The sequence below is a fragment of the Pseudonocardia hispaniensis genome, from assembly GCF_042658695.1.
Classification (GTDB): Bacteria; Actinomycetota; Actinomycetes; order Mycobacteriales; family Pseudonocardiaceae; genus Pseudonocardia; species Pseudonocardia hispaniensis.
Genome location: NZ_JBHSQW010000028.1, coordinates 43,431 through 60,763, shown reverse-complemented (window position 1 = coordinate 60,763; position 17,333 = coordinate 43,431). Strand labels below are relative to the sequence as shown.

Here is a 17,333-nt window from a genome sequence, read left to right as displayed (position 1 = left end):
GATGCTACGAGGCCGGGCGCAGCCGCTGGGAGATGACGGCGGTGATCCCGTCCCCGCGCATCGACACGCCGTACAGTGCGTCGGCGACCTCCATCGTCGGCTTCTGGTGGGTGATGACGATCAGCTGCGAGGTGCTGCGCAGCTCCTCCATCAGGCCGATCAGCCGCCGAAGGTTGACCTCGTCGAGCGCGGCCTCGATCTCGTCGAGGATGTAGAACGGCGACGGCCGGGCCCGAAAGATCGCGACGAGCAGCGCGACCGCCGTCAGCGACCGCTCACCGCCCGAGAGCAGCGACAGCCGCTTGATCTTCTTGCCCGGTGGGCGCGCCTCCACCTCGATGCCGGTGGCCAGCAGGTCATCGGGATCGGTGAGCTGCAGCCGCCCCTGCCCGCCCGGGAACAGGGTGGCGAAGACGATCTCGAACTCGCGGGCGACGTCGGCGTACGCGGCGGTGAATACCTCGAGGATCTTGTCGTCGACCTCGCGAACCACCGTCAGGAGGTCGCGCCGGGTGTTCTTCAGGTCCTCCAGCTGCGTGGACAGGAACCGGTACCGCTCCTCCAGCGCCGCGAACTCCTCCAGCGCCAGCGGGTTGACCTTGCCCAACAGCGACAGGTCCTTCTCCGCGCGGGTGACCCGCCGCTGTTGGGTGGCCCGGTCATAGGGCATCGCGGGCGGCGCCACGACGTCCTCGCCGCGCTCCTTGGCCGTCTCGTACTCGGCCAGCTCCGCCGCCGACGGCGGGACCGGCACGTGCGGCCCGTACTCGGCGACGAGGTCGTCGACCGCCAGTCCGTACTCGCTGAGGGCCTTCTCGGTGAGCTGCTCGAGACGCAGCCGGGACTGGGCGCGCAACACCTCGTCGCGGTGCACGGCATCGGTGAGCTTCTCCAGCAGCTCGGTCAGCCGTCCGGCGGTGGTACGCGCCTTCTCCAGCGCCTCCTCCCGCTCGGTCCGGGCCGCCGCCGCGGCGTCGCGCTCGGCCGCCGCACCGGCCAGCGAGACCTCCAGCCGCCCGAGGGCGTTCTCCCCCGCCTCGGCGACGACCGCCGCGACCGCCGCGGCACGCTCGCGTTGCGCCCGCGCCTCGGCCGCCCGGGCCCGGGCCTGCCGCTCCGACACGGCCTGCCTGCGCAGCGACTCGGCCCGGCCCGCGATCGCCCTGGCCCGCTCCTCGGCCGTGCGCAGGGTCAGCCGCGCCTCGACCTCCGCCGAACGGGCCTGCGCCAGCGCCTCGGCCGCGGTGTCGCGGACCTCGGTGTCGGGCTCCTCCTCCAACGGCTCACCCTCGGCCACCGCGAGCTGGTGTTCGGCCGCCTCGAGCGCAAGAAGAGCGTCCGACCGGCGCGCCTCCACGGCGTCGCGACGCTCCCGCAGCCGACCCGCCTCCGCCTCCGCCGAGCGCACGACCTGCTCCAGCCGCCCGAGCTGCGCACTCGCGGCCGCCCGCCGCGCCTCGGCGGCGCGGCGCGCCTGCTTGGCGCCGTCGAGCTCGGCCAGCCGCGCGGCCTCCTCGGCACGGGCCCCCTCGAGCGCCGGGCGCAGCCGGGCCAGCTCCTGTTCCGCCGCCTCGCGCGCCTCGACGGCACCGTCGATGGCCGCCTGCAAATCCAGTGCGCTCGCGCCCGCGCCGGAACCGCCACGGGCACGGCCCGCGGCCAGAACGTCGCCGTCGGTGGTGACCGCGGTGAGCGAGGGCGACGCCTCGACGACGGCGCGCGCGGCGTCCAACCCCTCGACGACCACGACGTCGTGCAGCAGCCCGGACACCGTGTCGCTCAGCGGCGGCGGGGCACTGACCAACGATGTCGCCCACCGCCCCGCGGGAGGCTCGCCGCGTCGAACGCCGTTGGGTGCGCCGCCGACCAGCAGCGCGGCGGTCCCGGCATCGGCGTCGCGCAGCGCCCGCAAGGCGGCGACCGCGCTCACCGCCGAGTCGACCGCAACCCCGTCGGCGAGCTCGCCGAGCACCGCGGCGATCGCCGTCCGCGCCTCGGGAAGCACGGAGAGCAGCCCGGACACCGGGCCGAGCACCCCGGCATGGTCGCCGTGCAGCAGCGTGCCGGAACCGTCCTTACGCGCCAGACCCACCGACAGCGCGTCCACCCTGGCCCGCCAGTGCGTTCGCTGCCGCTCGACCTCGCGCTCCCGTTCGGCCAGCTCCGCGACCCGGGCACGCGAGCTCTCGTGCGCCTCGACGGCGGCGGCGACCCGTCCCTGGAGGGCGTCGCCGGAGATGTCCTCGGCGAGTATCCCCAGCTCGTCGCGCGCCGCCTCCAGTTCGAGGGCGGCCTGCGCGGTGCGGTCCAGGGCCTCGGACAGCGCCTCGGACAGCCGCTCGATCTCCTCGGCGGTGGCCGCGACGCCGCTGCGCAGCGCCTCGGCCTTCCCGGCCAGCGTCGCGATCCCGGCCTTGCGGTCGGCGATCGCGCGGACCGCGGCCAGATGCGCGCGTTCGGCCGCAGCCAGGGTGCGCTCGTGCTCGGCGCGCTCCTCCAGGATCTCCGACAGCCGCCGCCGCGCCTGCGCCACCACCGCGACCAGCTCGTCCTCCTGCTCGGCGACGAGGTCGGCCTCGCGTTCGAGATCGTCCGGATCGCGGCCCTGGGCGCGGCCCCCATCGGGCTCGGAGCCGAGGTGCCGGACGCGTTCCTGGGCCAGCCGCACCATGCCCCGCAACCGTTCCGCCAGCGCGGAGAGCCGATACCAGACGTCCTGCGCGGCGGCCAGCCGGGGCGCGTCCGTGGCCAGCGCCGCCTCCAGCCCGGACTGCTGCTCACGGGCCGCGATGAGCTGCTCGGAGACCGCGGCGCGCTGGGCTCGCGCCGCCGCCTCGTCGGCCTCCTCGCGGGCGATCGCGTCGCGCAGGGTCACCAGGTCGTCGGCGGTGAGCCGCAGCCGGGCGTCCCGCAGCTCGGCCTGGACGGCCTGCGCGCGCCGCGCGATCTCGGCCTGGCGCCCGAGGGGTTTGAGCTGGCGACGCAGCTCGCCGGTGAGGTCGGTGAGACGGGTGAGGTTGGCCTGCATCGCGTCGAGCTTGCGAAGCGCCTTCTCCTTGCGTTTGCGGTGTTTGAGGACGCCGGCCGCCTCCTCGATGTAGGCGCGCCGGTCCTCCGGTTTGGACTGCAGGATGGAATCGAGTTGACCCTGACCGACCACGACATGCATCTCGCGGCCGATCCCGGAGTCCGACAGCAACTCCTGGATGTCCAGCAGCCGGCAGGACGAGCCGTTGATCTCGTACTCACCCGCGCCGTCGCGAAACATCCGCCGGGTGATCGAGACCTCGGAGTACTCGATGGGCAGCGCGCCGTCGGAGTTGTCGATGGTGAGCGTGACCTCGGCGCGCCCCAACGGTGGCCGGCCGGACGTGCCGGCGAAGATCACGTCCTCCATCTTGCCGCCACGCAGCGCCTTGGCCCCCTGCTCGCCGAGGACCCAGCTGATGGCGTCGACGACGTTGGACTTACCCGAACCGTTGGGGCCCACCACGCAGGTGATCCCTGGCTCCAGCCGCAGCGTGGTCGACGAGGCGAATGACTTGAAACCCTTCAGCGTCAGGCTCTTCAGATGCACGGCGGACGGCTCCCGGGAATGTGGTGATCTCGAGGCTACCGGTCAGTGCTCGGTGAACCCGTCGAACCCGCCGCGGGCCTCGGTCCATTGCTCCACGACCCGGTCGACGCGCCCGGGCGTCCGGCCGCCGCGCAGGGCGTGCAGCAGCCGTTCGCAGTCGGCACGCAGGCCTTCCGCCACGACGGCGACCCGCCCGTCAGAGAGGTTCTCGACCCGCCCGACCAGCCCGAGCTCGAGCGCTCGCGACCGGGTCCACCAGCGGAATCCGACCCCCTGCACCCTCCCGTGCACCCACGCCGTGAGCCGAACGGCGGATCCGAAGTTGATACTCACAATGCTGCTACGTTACCGCGACGTGATCCGCTGGAGGCGTCGGAACGGCACGGTGCTGCTGGTCGGCTTGGTGACCGGCGGGCTGCTCGCGGGTTTCGGCACCGCGGTCGGCGGATCCGCGCAGCCGACCGCCGCGATCTCCCCACCGGGGAACGCCGCCGCCCTCGGCGAACACGTCCCCGCCACGTCCACCGCGAACCGAACGACACCGGCCGCACCGGCCCCGGCCGGCACCGTCTCGGCGATCCCGGTGCCATCGACCACACCTGCGGTCCCCACTCCCCTGTCCACCTCGGTGCCGCCGACGCGCGAGCGGTTGTCGTCCCCTACCCCGTCCACCGCCGCGCCGGCCCCGGGGCCGGCGGCGCAGGTCGTCGCGCTGACCAACCAGGAACGCGCCCGGCACGGCTGCACACCGCTGCGCGTCGACCTCCGGATCGCCGCGGTCGCGCAGCAGCACAGCAGCGAGATGGCCGAGACCGGCCACTTCGCCCACACCAGCCCCGACGGCACCCGCTTCGACCAGCGGATCCGCGCGCAGGGTTACCCCGCCCCCGGCGCGGAGAACATCGCGCGGGGCCAACCGGACGCCAAGACCGTCGTCGCGGCCTGGATGGCCTCCCCCGGCCATCGGGCCAACATCCTCAACTGCTCGCTCGTCGCCGTCGGCGTCGGGCACGATCCGCGCGGGAACTACTGGACTCAGGACTTCGGCCGCTGACCGGAGATCCTTCCTGATGGTCGGCCGCCCCTGTGAGTGCGTAACAGTGTTAGAACACTGTTACGCACTCACAGGTGGTTGGGACGTGCGGTTACGCTGCGGTACCGGGCAACCACGCGAGTGAACGGAGATCCCGCAGTGACCGTCGTCGACAACGCGGTCTACGTCGATGGAACCCGCGTCGCGTCGCCGACCTCGCTCGACCAGACCTTCGCCGAGCTGCGCCGCTGCCCGGACGGGCGCAGCTTCGGCTGGATCGGGCTGCTGCGACCCGATCGCGACGAGATCGACGTGGTGGCCAAGGAGTTCCAGTTCCACGAGCTCGCCATCGAGGACACCGTGAACGCCCACCAGCGCCCCAAGCTGGAGTGGTACGGCGACACGATGTTCGTGGTCCTGCGCCCCGCCCGCTACGTCGACCCGGTCGAGATCATCGAGCTCGGCGAGATCCACCTGTTCCTCGGTCCCGAGTTCGTGGTCACCGTCCGGCACGCCGCCGAGCCCGACCTCAGCGAGGTCCGCCTCCGGATGGAGGCCGATCCCGAACTGCTCGCCCATGGGCCGTTCGCCGTGCTGTACGCGGTGCTGGACAAGGTCGTCGACGACTACGGGCCGGTGCTCTCCGGCCTGCAGGACGACATCGACCAGATCGAGACCCAGGTCTTCGACGGTGACCCGAGCGTCTCGAAGCGGATCTACCAGCTCAGCCGCGAGGTGATCGCCTTCCAGCGCGCCGTGCAGCCGCTGCAGGACCTCATCGCCGCGCTGCACCAGCGGGTGGGCAGCGAAGGCGCCACCCCCGACCTGGAGCTGAGCCGGGCGCTGCGCGACGTCGCCGACCACGCCGTCAGGGCGCTGGAACGCACGGAGGGTTTTCGCCAGCTGCTCAGCGACATCCTCGTGGTCAACTCCACGCTGGTCGCCCAGCGACAGAACGAGGAGATGGCCCGGCTCGCCCAGGCGGGCTACGACCAGAACGAGCAGCTCAAGCGCATTTCATCGTGGGCCGCAATCCTGTTCGCGCCGACCGTGGTGGCCGGGATCTACGGGATGAACTTCACGCTCATGCCCGAACTGGCCTGGCCACTCGGGTATCCGTTCGCCCTGGCGCTCATGTTCGGGTTGGCGCTGGTGCTGTACCTGCTGTTCAAGCGTCGCGGCTGGCTGTGACGCTGCCCGGCAGCACCCCGTCGAGCAGCCGCCGCAGGTTCTGGTCGAAGTGGTCGGTGACGACGTCCGGCAGGTCCCGGACCGCCGCCGCGAGCGCCGGGTACTGCTCACTCGACGCGTTGTGCACCATCTGCCGGGCGAAGGTGGCCGGCCGGTCGTGGTGGGTCCACAACAGCTCGCCGTAGACGAACTGCCACAGCAACTGGTTGACGGCCACCACGTCCCGACCGGCCACTCCGGCCCGAGCAAGCGCCACGAAGACCCGTTCGACGAGCGGCAGGATCCGCGGGCTGGCCAGCCGCTCGATGACCAGCGGGAGAACCGCCCAGTGCTCGACGGCGAGCGCCGCATGCACGGCGGTCAGCACGGCGACGAGCTCGGCGCGCGGCTCGGTCACCGGGGGCGGGACCTCGATGCCGGCGGCGACCACGTCGAGCATCTCGAGCACCAGCGCATCGCGGTCGGCGACGTGCCGGTACAGCGACATCGGCCCGCAGCCCAGCTCGTCGGCGATGCGCCGCATGGTGACCGCGGACAGCCCCTCGGTCCGGGCCACGGCAATGGCCGCGGCCACGATCGTGGGGCGGTCCAGCCGACCGCGCCCCTTACGCATCGGGCTGCCCCGCCCCGCACGAACCTCCACCACGGTTCTCATCCTGGCTCGTCCTCGGCAGCACCGCGCGCCCGGGCACGTCACGGCCGCGGCACGACCGAGGCCGCCGCCACCACACACAGCACGGCGCACACCCAGATCGGGTGGCCGGGCCCGAACTGGTACAGCCAGGTCCCGACCAGCGGGCCGACGATGAACGTGGCGCCGTTCGTCGCGTTCACCAGGCCGGCCACCGCGCCCTGCTCGGTCGGGCGCAGCCGCAGCGTGGCACCGGTGGTGTAGCCAGGCATCGCCAGCCCGAGGCCGAGCGCGACGACCATCAGACCCGCCGTCATCGACCAGAACGTGTCTCCGAGGGCCAGCACCACGAAACCGACCGCCGCCAGCGGCGTCCCGACCCGCAGCAACCGAACCGGCCCCCAGCCGATCCGCGGCACCAGGACCCCCTGCACGGCGACGAGCACCAGACCGGTCGCGAACCCGGCCGCGCCGACGGTGCCCGCGGCGGCTGTGGCATCGAGCCCGAGCCGGTCCTGGAACAGGAAGCCGAGGACGATCTGCATCACGCCGAGGGACAGGAAGATCAGGAAGCCGGCGAGGAGGTATCGACGCAACCGCTGATCGAACGGGCTCAGCCCGCCGGGCCGCTTCGCATCCCGGTCGGCTGCGGGCGGCCCGCCCGACCGCGCCGGGCGCGGCACCGCGATCGCCACCGCGACCGTGATCACGGCGAGCACCGCGGGTGCGAGGTACAGCGGCGCGAGCAGCGTGACCACGGCCAGCGCCCCGCCCAGTCCCGGCCCGAGGACCAGGGCCAGCGCCGACGCCGCCCCGACCCTCGACACCGCCTTGGTGCGCGCCGCCTCTCCGGCGGTCGCCCGGCTGACATACGCCAGCACCGCCACCGGGACCGCACCGATCCCGGCCCCGAACAGCAGGCTCCGAGTGAGGATCATCGCGGTGAGCACCGCGGGGATCGGCCGCGGCCCGGCGAGCGCCCAGGCAGCGACCGCCGCGAACGCGGCGAGCCCGAGCGCGCTGAGCACCAGTCCGGTCAGCAGCACCACCCGATGTCCCCAGCGATCGCACATCCGCCCCCAGATCAAGCTGGCCAGGGTGAACGCCACCGCCGCCGCGGTGATCACCAGCCCGAGCTGGAACTCGCTGAGGTGGACCTCCCGCGAGAGGGGGGCCAGTACCGGGTTGAGCAGCTGCTGGGCGGTGAACCCGGCGAGCACCGCGCCGAGCAGCAGCGCGATCACCCCGCGGCGCACCGGGCTCGCGGCTGCGGCGCCCGCTCCCTCCGCGGGCGCCGCGGCCTGCGGCCCCGGCGAGGGCTCAGCCACGGCCGCTCACCCCGGCCGCGGCGCCGACCCGCCGGGCCCGGGTCCGTGCCGCCCACATCGCCGCGTAGCGGAACTCGCCCGGTCCCCGCCCGGCGACGGCGGCCCACAGCACCCCACCGCGGGCCGGGGTCGCCGCCGAGCCGACCGAGACCCCCGCGGCATCGGTGCGGGAAGGGCCGCAGGCGGCGATCGCGGGTGCGGTCGCGGGCAGGCCGAACGCGGCCCCGGTATGACGCAGGAACCCCCGCCGGGACCACACCGCCATAGCGTCACCTCGATTGATGAGTATTATGTACGCATTGAGCGAGGTAACCCTAAATCACTACTGGGAGCGATTGTCAATAGCGCTGAGGAGACGGGCTCATGAGACGCGGCCGGGACGGCCCGGCTCGCGCGAACTACCCGTGGGCCCGGCGCGGACGAGGCTGGCAGCGTGGGCAGCTGAACGACGAGCGGTTCATGAACGGCTCGCGCCGGATCGGAGTGCCGCAGCGGCGGCAGGCCCGGTCGGCCTGGCCGTAGACGTTGAGCGATCGGTCGAAGTACCCCGATGCCCCGTTCACGTTGACGTACAGCGCGTCGAACGACGTGCCGCCCTGCTCCAGTGCCTCGGCCATCACCTCGGCGGCGGCCGAGAGCACCGCGCGGCCCTGGGCGCGGGTCAGCGTCTCGGTCGGCCGGGCCCAGTGCAGTCGCGCCCGCCACAGCGCCTCGTCGGCGTAGATGTTGCCGATCCCGGAGACCAGGGTCTGGTCGAGCAGGGCGCGCTTGAGCCCGGTGCGTCGGCGCCGGATCGCCGCCACGGCGTCGTCGAGGCGAAACGACGGGTCCATCGGATCGCGCGCGATATGGGCGACCGGCTCGGGCAGCAGCCCGCCGTCGGCGGCGGGGGTCAACGGGTGCACCGAGAGCCCGCCGAATGTGCGCTGGTCAACGAACCGCAGCTCAGGACCGTCGTCGTCGAAGGCGATGCGCACCCGCAGGTGCTTCTCGCCCGCACGACCGGAGTCCGCGACCAGCAGCTGCCCACTCATCCCCAGATGGGCGAGAACGGCGTCGTCCCCCGCGGCCGAGACGTCCAACTCGAGCCAGAGGTACTTGCCGCGACGGCGGACACCGGTGATGGTGCGCCCGGCGAGCCGGCCCGCGAAGTCGGCCACGCCACCGACATGGCGGCGGACGGCACGGGGATGCCACACCGTGACGGCGGCGATCCGCCGGTGGAGCACATGGTCGGCGAGTCCCCGGCGGACGACCTCGACCTCGGGAAGTTCGGGCACGGTGGGCTCAGCCGGGACCGGACTCGCCGATCCGGCCGTCGGCCTCGGCGGTCAGCGTCCGCCAGGCCAGCTCCGCGGCCTTCTGCTCCGCTTCCTTCTTGGTGCGCCCGTCGCCCGAACCGAGCTCGCGGCCGCCGACGATGGCCGTGGCCGTGAACACCTTGAGGTGGTCGGGGCCGTCCTCGGCGATCCGGTACTCGGGCACGCCGAGGTCGGACGCGGCGGTGAGCTCCTGCAGGCTGGTCTTCCAGTCGAGACCGGCGCCCAGCAGGGGCGCGGAGCGCAGCAGCCCGTCGAACAGTCGGTGCACCAGCCCCCGCGCGGCCTCGAGACCGTGCTCCAGATACACCGCGCCGATCAGGGCCTCGGTCGCATCGGCGAGGATGCTCGCCTTCGACCGGCCACCGGTCAGCTCCTCGCCGCGGCCGAGGTAGAGATAGGCGCCCAGCCCGGCCGGGCTCAGCTCGGCGGCCACCCCGGCCAGCGCGTGCATGTTGACCACGCTGGCGCGCAGCTTGGCGAGCTGCCCCTCGGGCAGCTCCGGGTGGTCCCGGTACAGCCGTTCGGTGACGATGACGCCGAGCACCGAGTCACCCAGGAACTCCAGCCGCTCGTTGGTCGGCAACCCGCCGCGCTCGTAGGCGTACGAACGGTGAGTGAGCGCGAGCGTGAGCAGATCGTCGGCGATCTCCACGCCGAGTGCGCTCAGCAGCGGCCCGCGGTCCTGCACGGTGCCCTGCACGCTTCGTTCCGCCACGCGGACGCGCGATCAGGCCGGGCGGACGACCTGACGGCCGTCGTAGGTTCCACAGGTCGGGCAGGCCACGTGCGGCGGCTTCGGGGCCCGGCAGGCGCGGTTCGAGCAGGCGGCGAGGGTCGGCGCAGCCGCCTTCCATTGCGCCCGGCGCGAGCGCGTGTTGGACCGCGACATCCGGCGCTTGGGTACGGCCACAGCGAAACTCCTCGATGGTGCGTGGGTGTCGGTCGGACGACCGGGTCATTCCGACGGCAGGTGCTCGCGCAGAGCGGCCCACCGAGGGTCCAGTCTCTCATGCCCGTGGTCGGGCCCGAGATCGGCCCGGCGCCCCCCGCAGCCGGGGCACAGGCCGAGGCAGTCCGGCGAGCACAGCGGCGCGAGCGGGAGCTCCAGGATGATCGTGTCCCGCACGGTCGGCTCGAGGTCGATGAGCTCGTCCACCAGCCGCGGAACCTCATCGGCGTCGGTGGTCTCCTCGGTGATGCTGTCCGGGTAGGCGAACAGCTCCGCGACGGCGACCTCGAGGGCGTCATTCATCGGGTCGAGGCAACGGGCGCATTCGCCGGCGAGCTCCGCCGAGACCGTTCCCGAGACGTAGACGCCCTCGGTGACGGCCTCGAGCCGCAGCTCGAGCCGCATCGGCGAGCCCGCCGGAACGGCGATGACGCCCTCGATACCGATCACCCCCGGCGCGTCGGGCGCGACGATGCTGCGGGAGACGGTGCGCATGGCCCCCGGCCTGCGGCCGAGCTCCCTGGTGCTGAATACCCACGGGCTCGCCGCTTCCGGGCGATGCGTGGGGGTGCGGTGCGTAGTCATGACCGCAGCCAGGATAGCCCTCGGCTCAGCCGTCCGGGTCGGCGGTGAACCGGTCGGCGATGAGCGCCGCGAGCTCGAGGAACGCGTCGTGGGTCGGGCGCCGCAGCCGCGACAGCTCGACGCGGCCCCCGGTGGCCAGGTGGGGATCGTGCGGCACCGCGACAACCGCCCGGCAGCGAGCCATGAAGTGGTCCCAGACCCGGCCTCGGTCGACCTCGGCGCTGCTGCGATCGCAGGAGAGGACCACGACGGCGTCGGCGGCCAGTTCGGCGTAGCCGTGCGCGACAAGCCAGTCCAGGGTCTTGGCGGCCCGGCTCGCCCCGTCGACGGTCGGTGACCCGACGACGATCAGGCTGTCGGCCAGCTCGAGCGTGCCCTGCATCGCCGAGTGCACCAACCCGGTGCCGGAGTCGGTGATGATGATGTCGAAGAAGCGGGCGAGCAGCGCGCACACCTGCTCGTACTCCTGACGGCTGAACGCATCGCTCGACGCCGGGTCCTGCGCCGAGGCGAGTACCTGCAAGCGCCCGGCCAGGCTGGTGTAGCGGGAAACGTCGGCCCAGGAACCGATCCGGTCGACGTCGCGCACCAGTTCGCGAACCGTCACCGACGTCTCCCCGGTCAGCCGGTCCGCGAGCGTGCCGGCATCGGGGTTCGCGTCCAGCACGATGGCGCGGTCGCCGCGGTTCTCGGCCAGCGCGAGGCCGACGCCGGTGGCCACCGTGGTCTTGCCGACCCCGCCCTTGAGCGACGTGACCGCCACCCGATGCGTCCCGGCGAGCGCCGCGCGGATCCGGCGCAGCCGGACGCGGCGGTGCCGCTCCGCCTCACTCGGCCCCGGGTTGACCAGCCCCCGGCTACCCGCGAAGACCAGCCGCCGCCAGCCCTCCCCGGGCCGATCGGTGCGGTTGCGGACGATCGTGTCCTCGGTCAGCTCCGCGGCGGTCTCCGGACCGGCCCGCCGCATCGTCCGCTCCCCCACCCGACCCGCCGAGTCGCCGTCGTGAGCCGGGACGGGCGGGGCGGAGAGCCGATGACCGTACCGCTCCCACCAGGTGGTCGGATCAGGCTCGACGCTGCGTGCCACGCACGTACAGTAGCGTGACGAACACGTAGCGTCAGCTCGTCACGGACACGTCGTCTGGATCGAGCCGACAGCGACGGCCTCAGTCGATGAGGTCCATCCCGGTGCCGGAGCGCCCGTGCAGTGCGGACGCGGGCGCGGGCGCGCCGCCCTGCGCGCCGCGCCAGAGTTGGCTGCGGCCCCGGCTGACCGTGCGCAACGCCTTCGAGAGCGTGTCCTCGAACTCGGCGAGCTTCGCGTCGACATAGCCGTCGCATTCCACGCGCAGCCGGTCGGACTCGGTGGTGGCGGCGTCGAGGATCCGGGCCGCCTCGGCGCGCGCGGCGTGGACCACCTCGGTCTGCGCGACGAGCCGGGCCTGTTCGGCCTGCCCGTCGGCGAGGTAGCGGTCGTGTGCCGCGCGGCCGGCCTCGGCGAGCCGTTCGGCCTCGGCGCGGGCCCGTTCGGTCAGGTCGGTGCTCTGCCGGCGGGCTTCCGCCAGGGTGCGTTCGGCCTCGCGCCGGGCCTCGGCGAGGGTCCGCTCGGCTTCGGCGCGGGCCTCGGTCACCGCCTGGTCGGCCTCGGCGCGGGCCTGCGCGCGGAGCCGATCGGTCTCCTCGGTGGCGGTCGAGCGGGCCTCGTCCGCCTCCTGCTCGGCGGCTGAGATGATCTCGTCACGCCGGTCGAGGACGTCCTGGGCGTCGTCGAGCTCGCCCGGGATCGCCTCCCGGATGTCGTCGAGCAGTTCGAGGACGTCGCCGCGGGGGACAACGCAGTTGGCGGTCATCGGGACGCTCCGCGCCTCCTCGACGACCGTGACCAGCGCGTCTAGCGACTCGAAGACCCGGTACACGAGACGCATCCTCGCACCAGGACGCACACAATCGCCGTATTGCCGCGTCGCCCGCGTGTCAAGTTCCGACCGGGTGATTCATGATCACCGACGATGCACGCGGACCGCTGGCGAGCCTGCTACGAACGCTCGGCGATCCGGTCCAGCAGCTGGCGGTGGACGGTCTCCGGCAGCAGGTGGGCGACGTCGCCCCCGTAGGTGGCGACCTCCTTGACCAGCGAGCTGGACAGGAAGCTGTACTCCGGGTTCGTCGAGACGAACAGGGTGTCGATACCCGAAAGCCGCTGGTTCATCTGCGCCATCTGCAGCTCGTAGTCGAAGTCGGTGACCGCCCGCAGCCCCTTGACGATGGCGCGCACGTCGTGGCCCGTGCAGTAGTCGACGAGCAACCCGTGAAACGAGTCGACCGACACGTTCGGCATGTCCGTGGTGGTCTCGCGCAGCATCGACATGCGCTCCTCCACGGTGAACAGGCCCTTCTTGTTCTTGTTGATCAGGACCGCGACGATGACCTCGTCGAACAGTCCGGCCGCGCGGCGGATGATGTCGAGGTGCCCGAGGGTCACCGGATCGAACGAACCGGGACAGACCGCGCGTCTCACCGCCGCACCGCCTTCGCGAATGGCCTCACACGCCGGGACCGTACCGGAGTGCGACGTGCAGCGCCGTGTCTCCGTAATGTCGCTCACGCACACCGCGTAGCGGCTCCGGCCATGCGAACGGGCCCGACCGCACGTCTCGCTCGACCACGACGGTCGCCTCCGGGGCGAGCCAGCCGCCGCGGTCGGCGAGGACCAGCCAGGTCGCGACCTCGTCGTCGCCGACGGCGTACGGCGGGTCGACCAGCACGATGTCGTAGCCGCGGTCGGCGGTACCGGCGAGCACCGTGGCCGCCGGGGCGGCGCGGACCACGCCCCCCAACCCGAGCGCGGCGACGTTGCGCCGCAGCACCGCCGCCGCGCGCCGGTCGGACTCCACGAACAGCGCGGCCGCGGCGCCCCGCGACAGGGCCTCCAGCCCGAGCGCGCCCGAACCCGCACACAGGTCGAGCACGGCGGCGCCCGCCAGCCCCGGACCGGCCTCCAGCGCGCTGAACAGCGCCTCGCGGACCCGATCCGGCGTCGGGCGGGTGCCCCGGGCCGGCACCTCCAGTCGCCTGCCGCCCGCCAGTCCGGCGATGATCCTCATATCCGCTCCGCTGTGAGTGCGTAACAGTGTTCTAACACTGTTACGCACTCACAGGCCGTGCTGATCAGGCCAGTTCCACGAGCAGGTCGCCGCCCTCGACCTGTTGGACCGCACCGATCGCCACCCGGGCGACGGTGCCCGCCCGCTGGGTGGTGATCGAGGCCTCCATCTTCATCGCCTCGATCGTGGCGACGGTCTGACCGGCCGTGACGGTGTCCCCCTCCCTGACCTGGAGGGTCACCACCCCGGCGAACGGCGCGGCGATGTGCCGGTCGTTGCCGCGGTCGGCCTTCTCGGCGGCCTTGACATCGGTGGCGACCGAACGGTCGCGGACGGTGATCGGACGCAGCTGACCGTTCAGCATCGTCAGCACGGTCCGGAACCCGCGCTCGTCGGGCTCGGAGATCGCCTCCAGCTCGATGAGCAGGGTGACCCCCGGTTCGAGCTGCGCGGTGTGCTCGAGTTCGGGCTCGAGGCCGTAGAAGAAGTCCTTGCTCGACAGCACCGAGGTGTCGCCGTAGGTCTCACGGTGAGCCTCGAACTCGGCGGCGGGACCGGGGAACAGCAGCCGGTTGAGCGTGGCCCGCCGGGCTTCGCGAAGGCCGCGGCGGTCCTCGATGCTCAACTCGGACGTCTGCCTCTCCGCGGGGCGGCCGTCCAGCGCCCGGGTGCGGAACGGCTCGGGCCAGCCGCCGGGGGGGTCGCCGAGCTCGCCACGCAGGAACCCGATCACCGAGTCGGGCACGTCGAAACTGCCCGGGTCGGCCTCGAAGTCGGCGGGTTTCACCCCGGCGCCCACGAGGTGCAGCGCGAGGTCGCCGACCACCTTCGACGACGGCGTCACCTTGACCAGTCGCCCGAGCATCCGGTCTGCGGCGGCGTAACAGTCCTCGATCAGTTCGAACCGGTCGCCGAGGCCGAGCGCGATCGCCTGCTGGCGCAGGTTCGACAGCTGCCCGCCGGGAATCTCGTGGTGGTAGACCCGCCCCGTCGGCGAGGCGAGCCCGGACTCGAACGGCGCGTAGACCTTGCGCACCGCCTCCCAGTACGGCTCGAGATCGGAGACGGCCTGCAGGTCCAGACCGGTTGCCCGGTCGGTGTGGTCGGTGGCGGCGACCAGCGCCGACAGCGACGGCTGGCTGGTGGTCCCGGCCATGCTGGCGACGGCCGCATCGACCGCGTCGACCCCGGCCTCGATCGCCGCGACCAACGTGGCGAGCTGGCCCCCCGCGGTGTCATGGGTGTGCAGGTGCACGGGAAGGTCGAAGCGCTCACGCAGCGCCGTCACCAGCGCACGCGCCGCGGGGGGGCGCAGCAGCCCGGCCATGTCCTTGATCGCCAGCACATGCGCACCCGCCTCGACGATCTGCTCGGCCAGCCGCAGGTAGTAGTCGAGGGTGTAGAGCCTCTCCGCGGGGTTGGCCAGGTCGCCGGTGTAGCAGAGCGCGACTTCGGCGAGGGCCGTCCCGGTGGCCCGGACCGCGTCGATCGCCGGGCGCATCTGCTCGACGTCGTTGAGCGCGTCGAAGATCCGGAAGATGTCCATCCCGGTCTCCGCCGCCTCCGCCACGAACGCGTCGGTCACCTCGACCGGGTACGGCGTGTAGCCGACCGTGTTGCGCCCGCGCAGCAGCATCTGGGTGCAGATGTTCGGCACCGCCGCCGACAGCGCGGCCAGCCGCTCCCACGGGTCCTCGGCCAGGAATCGCAGCGCCACGTCGTAGGTCGCCCCGCCCCAGCACTCCAGCGACAGCAGCTGCGGCGCCATCGACGCCAGGTGCGGCGCGACCGCCAGCAGGTCGCGGGTGCGGACCCGGGTGGCCAGCAGCGACTGGTGCGCGTCGCGGAAGGTCGTGTCGGTCACCGCGACGGCCGTCTGGGCACGCAGCCGGGCGGCGAACTCCTCGGGGCCCACCGCGCGCAGCAACTGCCGGGAACCCGAGGAGGGCGCGGTACCCAGGCCGACGATGGGCAGCTTCTCCACCGGCTCGACGACCGCGGGCCGCCGCCCGTTGGGCTTGTTGACCGTGACGTCGGCGAGATAGGTGAGCAACCGGGTGCCGCGGTCGGCGGGCTGCCGGGCGCGCAGCAGCTCGGGGCGCTCATCGATGAAACTGGTCGTCACCTTGCCGGCCTGGAAATCCGGATCGGCCAGCACCGCCGAGAGGAACGGCAGGTTCGTCGCCACGCCACGGATCCGGAACTCGGCGATCGCGCGCCGGGCCCTGCGGACGGCGTTGGCGAAGTCGTGGCCATGGCAGGTCAGCTTCACCAGCATGGAGTCGAAGTGCGCGCTGACCTCGGCACCGGTGTGGGTGGTGCCGCCGTCCAGGCGCACCCCCGGTCCGCCCGGCGACCGGTAGTTGCTGATGATCCCGGTGTCGGGACGGAACCCGTTTGCCGGGTCCTCGGTCGTCACCCGGCACTGCAGCGCGGACCCGAAGAGCTGCACGTCCTGCTGGTTCAGCCGCAGCTGCGGCAGGGTCATCCCGGACGCGATGCGCAGCTGCGCGATCACCAGGTCGCGTTCGGTCACCTGCTCGGTGACCGTGTGCTCGACCTGGATCCGCGGGTTCATCTCGATGAACACGTGGTTGCCGCGCTCGTCGAGCAGGAACTCCACGGTGCCCGCGTTGACATAGCCGATATGGCGAGCGAACGCCACCGCGTCGTTGCAGATCCGTTCACGCAGCGCCGGGTCGAGGTTCGGCGCCGGGGCGATCTCGATGACCTTCTGGTGACGGCGCTGTACCGAGCAGTCCCGCTCGTACAGGTGCACGACATTGCCCTCGGCGTCGGCGAGGATCTGCACCTCGATGTGGCGCGGGTTGACCACCGCCTGCTCGAGGAACACGGTCGGGTCACCGAACGACGACTCCGCCTCACGCATCGCCGCCTCGATGGCCTCGCGCAGCTCACCCGGATCGGCGACCCGGCGCATGCCACGCCCGCCACCGCCCGCGACGGCCTTCACGAACAGCGGGAATCCGACGTCGTCCGCGGCGGCGAGGAGCGTGTCGACGGTGGCGGAGGGCCGCGACGAGCGCAGCACGGCGACGCCGGCCTCCCGCGCGGCCGCCACCGCACGGGCCTTGTTGCCCGTCAGATGCAGGACAGGCTGCGGCGGACCGACGAAGACGATGCCGGCGTCCGCACAGGCCTCGGCCAGGTCCGGGTTCTCGGACAGGAAGCCGTAGCCCGGATAGATGGCATCCGCACCCGCCTTGCGCGCCGCCTTGATCACCTCGTCGACCGAGAGGTACGCGCGCACGGGGTGGCCCGGCTCGCCGATCTGGTACGACTCGTCCGCCTTCGCCCGGTGTAGTGAGTTGCGGTCCTCGTACGGGAAGACGGCGACCGTGGAGATTCCTAGCTCGGACGCCGCCCGGAACGCTCGGATCGCGATCTCGCCGCGGTTGGCGACCAATACCTTGCGGAACATCGGGCTCCCTGGATCTGTCAGGAATGAAGTGCGGGCGTGATAGTTGCATGACCCTAGGCAGGCTCCGACCGCGGGAAGGCGTGCGCGCCTGGATACCCGGCCAGGATTCCCGGCTCTGGCCGATGCGAACCCACCCCCGATCGGGTACCAAGGAGGAATGAGGCGCCCTCT

Annotated in this window: 16 protein-coding genes; 2 read left to right on the top strand and 14 right to left on the bottom strand. The window is 72.5% G+C overall.

What is annotated here, in order from left to right:
- Window positions 1–4 precede the first annotated feature (4 nt).
- Together smc and ACFQE5_RS13640 are read right to left on the bottom strand one after the other, a co-directional pair.
- Complete coding sequence (gene smc, locus ACFQE5_RS13645; RefSeq protein WP_379585278.1) at window positions 5–3,577, bottom strand: chromosome segregation protein SMC; 3,573 nt, start codon at window positions 3,575–3,577, stop codon at window positions 5–7.
- Between the two features lie 42 nt (window positions 3,578–3,619).
- Complete coding sequence (locus tag ACFQE5_RS13640; protein ID WP_379585277.1) at window positions 3,620–3,910, bottom strand: acylphosphatase; 291 nt, start codon at window positions 3,908–3,910, stop codon at window positions 3,620–3,622.
- A 22-nt stretch (window positions 3,911–3,932) separates the two neighbouring features.
- Between ACFQE5_RS13640 and ACFQE5_RS13635 the strand changes: the two genes are divergently transcribed.
- Both ACFQE5_RS13635 and ACFQE5_RS13630 read left to right on the top strand, forming a co-directional pair.
- Complete coding sequence (locus ACFQE5_RS13635; RefSeq protein ID WP_379585276.1) at window positions 3,933–4,631, top strand: CAP domain-containing protein; 699 nt, start codon at window positions 3,933–3,935, stop codon at window positions 4,629–4,631.
- Window positions 4,632–4,769: 138 nt separating this feature from the next.
- Window positions 4,770–5,801: a magnesium and cobalt transport protein CorA gene (locus tag ACFQE5_RS13630; protein WP_379585275.1), complete on the top strand. Its 1,032-nt coding sequence runs from the start codon at window positions 4,770–4,772 to the stop codon at window positions 5,799–5,801.
- Here ACFQE5_RS13630 and ACFQE5_RS13625 read toward each other — a convergent pair.
- The 12 genes from ACFQE5_RS13625 to ACFQE5_RS13570 form a co-directional block, all read right to left on the bottom strand.
- A complete protein-coding gene (locus ACFQE5_RS13625; protein ID WP_379585274.1) occupies window positions 5,779–6,456 on the bottom strand; it encodes a TetR/AcrR family transcriptional regulator in 678 nt (225 codons plus the stop codon). The genes ACFQE5_RS13630 and ACFQE5_RS13625 overlap by 23 nt on opposite strands.
- 38 nt (window positions 6,457–6,494) lie before the next feature.
- Window positions 6,495–7,760, bottom strand: a complete 1,266-nt coding sequence (locus ACFQE5_RS13620; protein ID WP_379585273.1) for an MFS transporter — start codon at window positions 7,758–7,760, stop codon at window positions 6,495–6,497.
- A complete protein-coding gene (locus ACFQE5_RS13615; RefSeq protein ID WP_379585272.1) occupies window positions 7,753–8,025 on the bottom strand; it encodes a hypothetical protein in 273 nt (90 codons plus the stop codon). The genes ACFQE5_RS13620 and ACFQE5_RS13615 overlap by 8 nt, the downstream gene beginning before the upstream one ends.
- Before the next feature lie 133 nt (window positions 8,026–8,158).
- Window positions 8,159–9,040 carry a bifunctional DNA-formamidopyrimidine glycosylase/DNA-(apurinic or apyrimidinic site) lyase gene (gene mutM, locus ACFQE5_RS13610; protein ID WP_379585271.1) on the bottom strand — a complete coding sequence of 294 codons (882 nt, stop codon included), beginning with the start codon at window positions 9,038–9,040 and terminating at the stop codon, window positions 8,159–8,161.
- Between the two features lie 7 nt (window positions 9,041–9,047).
- Complete coding sequence (gene rnc, locus ACFQE5_RS13605) at window positions 9,048–9,797, bottom strand: ribonuclease III (RefSeq protein WP_379585270.1); 750 nt, start codon at window positions 9,795–9,797, stop codon at window positions 9,048–9,050.
- Window positions 9,798–9,809: 12 nt separating this feature from the next.
- Window positions 9,810–9,992 carry a 50S ribosomal protein L32 gene (gene rpmF, locus ACFQE5_RS13600; protein WP_084795610.1) on the bottom strand — a complete coding sequence of 61 codons (183 nt, stop codon included), beginning with the start codon at window positions 9,990–9,992 and terminating at the stop codon, window positions 9,810–9,812.
- 45 nt (window positions 9,993–10,037) lie between these two features.
- Entirely contained in the window at window positions 10,038–10,616 is a 579-nt protein-coding gene (locus tag ACFQE5_RS13595) for a YceD family protein (RefSeq protein WP_379585269.1), read from the bottom strand.
- A 25-nt stretch (window positions 10,617–10,641) separates the two neighbouring features.
- Entirely contained in the window at window positions 10,642–11,703 is a 1,062-nt protein-coding gene (locus tag ACFQE5_RS13590; protein ID WP_379585268.1) for a MinD/ParA family ATP-binding protein, read from the bottom strand.
- A gap of 79 nt (window positions 11,704–11,782) precedes the next feature.
- Window positions 11,783–12,532 carry a DivIVA domain-containing protein gene (locus ACFQE5_RS13585; RefSeq protein WP_379585321.1) on the bottom strand — a complete coding sequence of 250 codons (750 nt, stop codon included), beginning with the start codon at window positions 12,530–12,532 and terminating at the stop codon, window positions 11,783–11,785.
- Between the two features lie 119 nt (window positions 12,533–12,651).
- The gene (coaD, locus tag ACFQE5_RS13580) at window positions 12,652–13,134 is read right to left on the bottom strand and encodes a pantetheine-phosphate adenylyltransferase (protein WP_379585267.1); all 483 of its coding nucleotides are present in this window, start codon (window positions 13,132–13,134) and stop codon (window positions 12,652–12,654) included.
- Between the two features lie 25 nt (window positions 13,135–13,159).
- Complete coding sequence (gene rsmD, locus ACFQE5_RS13575) at window positions 13,160–13,720, bottom strand: 16S rRNA (guanine(966)-N(2))-methyltransferase RsmD (protein WP_379585266.1); 561 nt, start codon at window positions 13,718–13,720, stop codon at window positions 13,160–13,162.
- A 64-nt stretch (window positions 13,721–13,784) separates the two neighbouring features.
- Window positions 13,785–17,162 (bottom strand): pyruvate carboxylase, encoded by a 3,378-nt coding sequence (locus tag ACFQE5_RS13570; protein ID WP_379585265.1) that lies wholly within the window; start codon window positions 17,160–17,162, stop codon window positions 13,785–13,787.
- Between the last annotated feature and the right edge of the window lie 171 nt (window positions 17,163–17,333).

What these genes read in the sequence shown, in the direction of transcription:
- ACFQE5_RS13625 (WP_379585274.1), bottom strand. Translation starts at nt 6,456, where the DNA reads ATGAGAACCGTGGTGGAGGTTCGTGCGGGGCGGGGCAGCCCGATGCGT.
- ACFQE5_RS13615 (WP_379585272.1), bottom strand. Translation starts at nt 8,025, where the DNA reads ATGGCGGTGTGGTCCCGGCGGGGGTTCCTGCGTCATACCGGGGCCGCG.
- ACFQE5_RS13595 (WP_379585269.1), bottom strand. Translation starts at nt 10,616, where the DNA reads ATGACTACGCACCGCACCCCCACGCATCGCCCGGAAGCGGCGAGCCCG.
- rsmD (WP_379585266.1), bottom strand. Translation starts at nt 13,720, where the DNA reads ATGAGGATCATCGCCGGACTGGCGGGCGGCAGGCGACTGGAGGTGCCG.
- ACFQE5_RS13570 (WP_379585265.1), bottom strand. Translation starts at nt 17,162, where the DNA reads ATGTTCCGCAAGGTATTGGTCGCCAACCGCGGCGAGATCGCGATCCGA.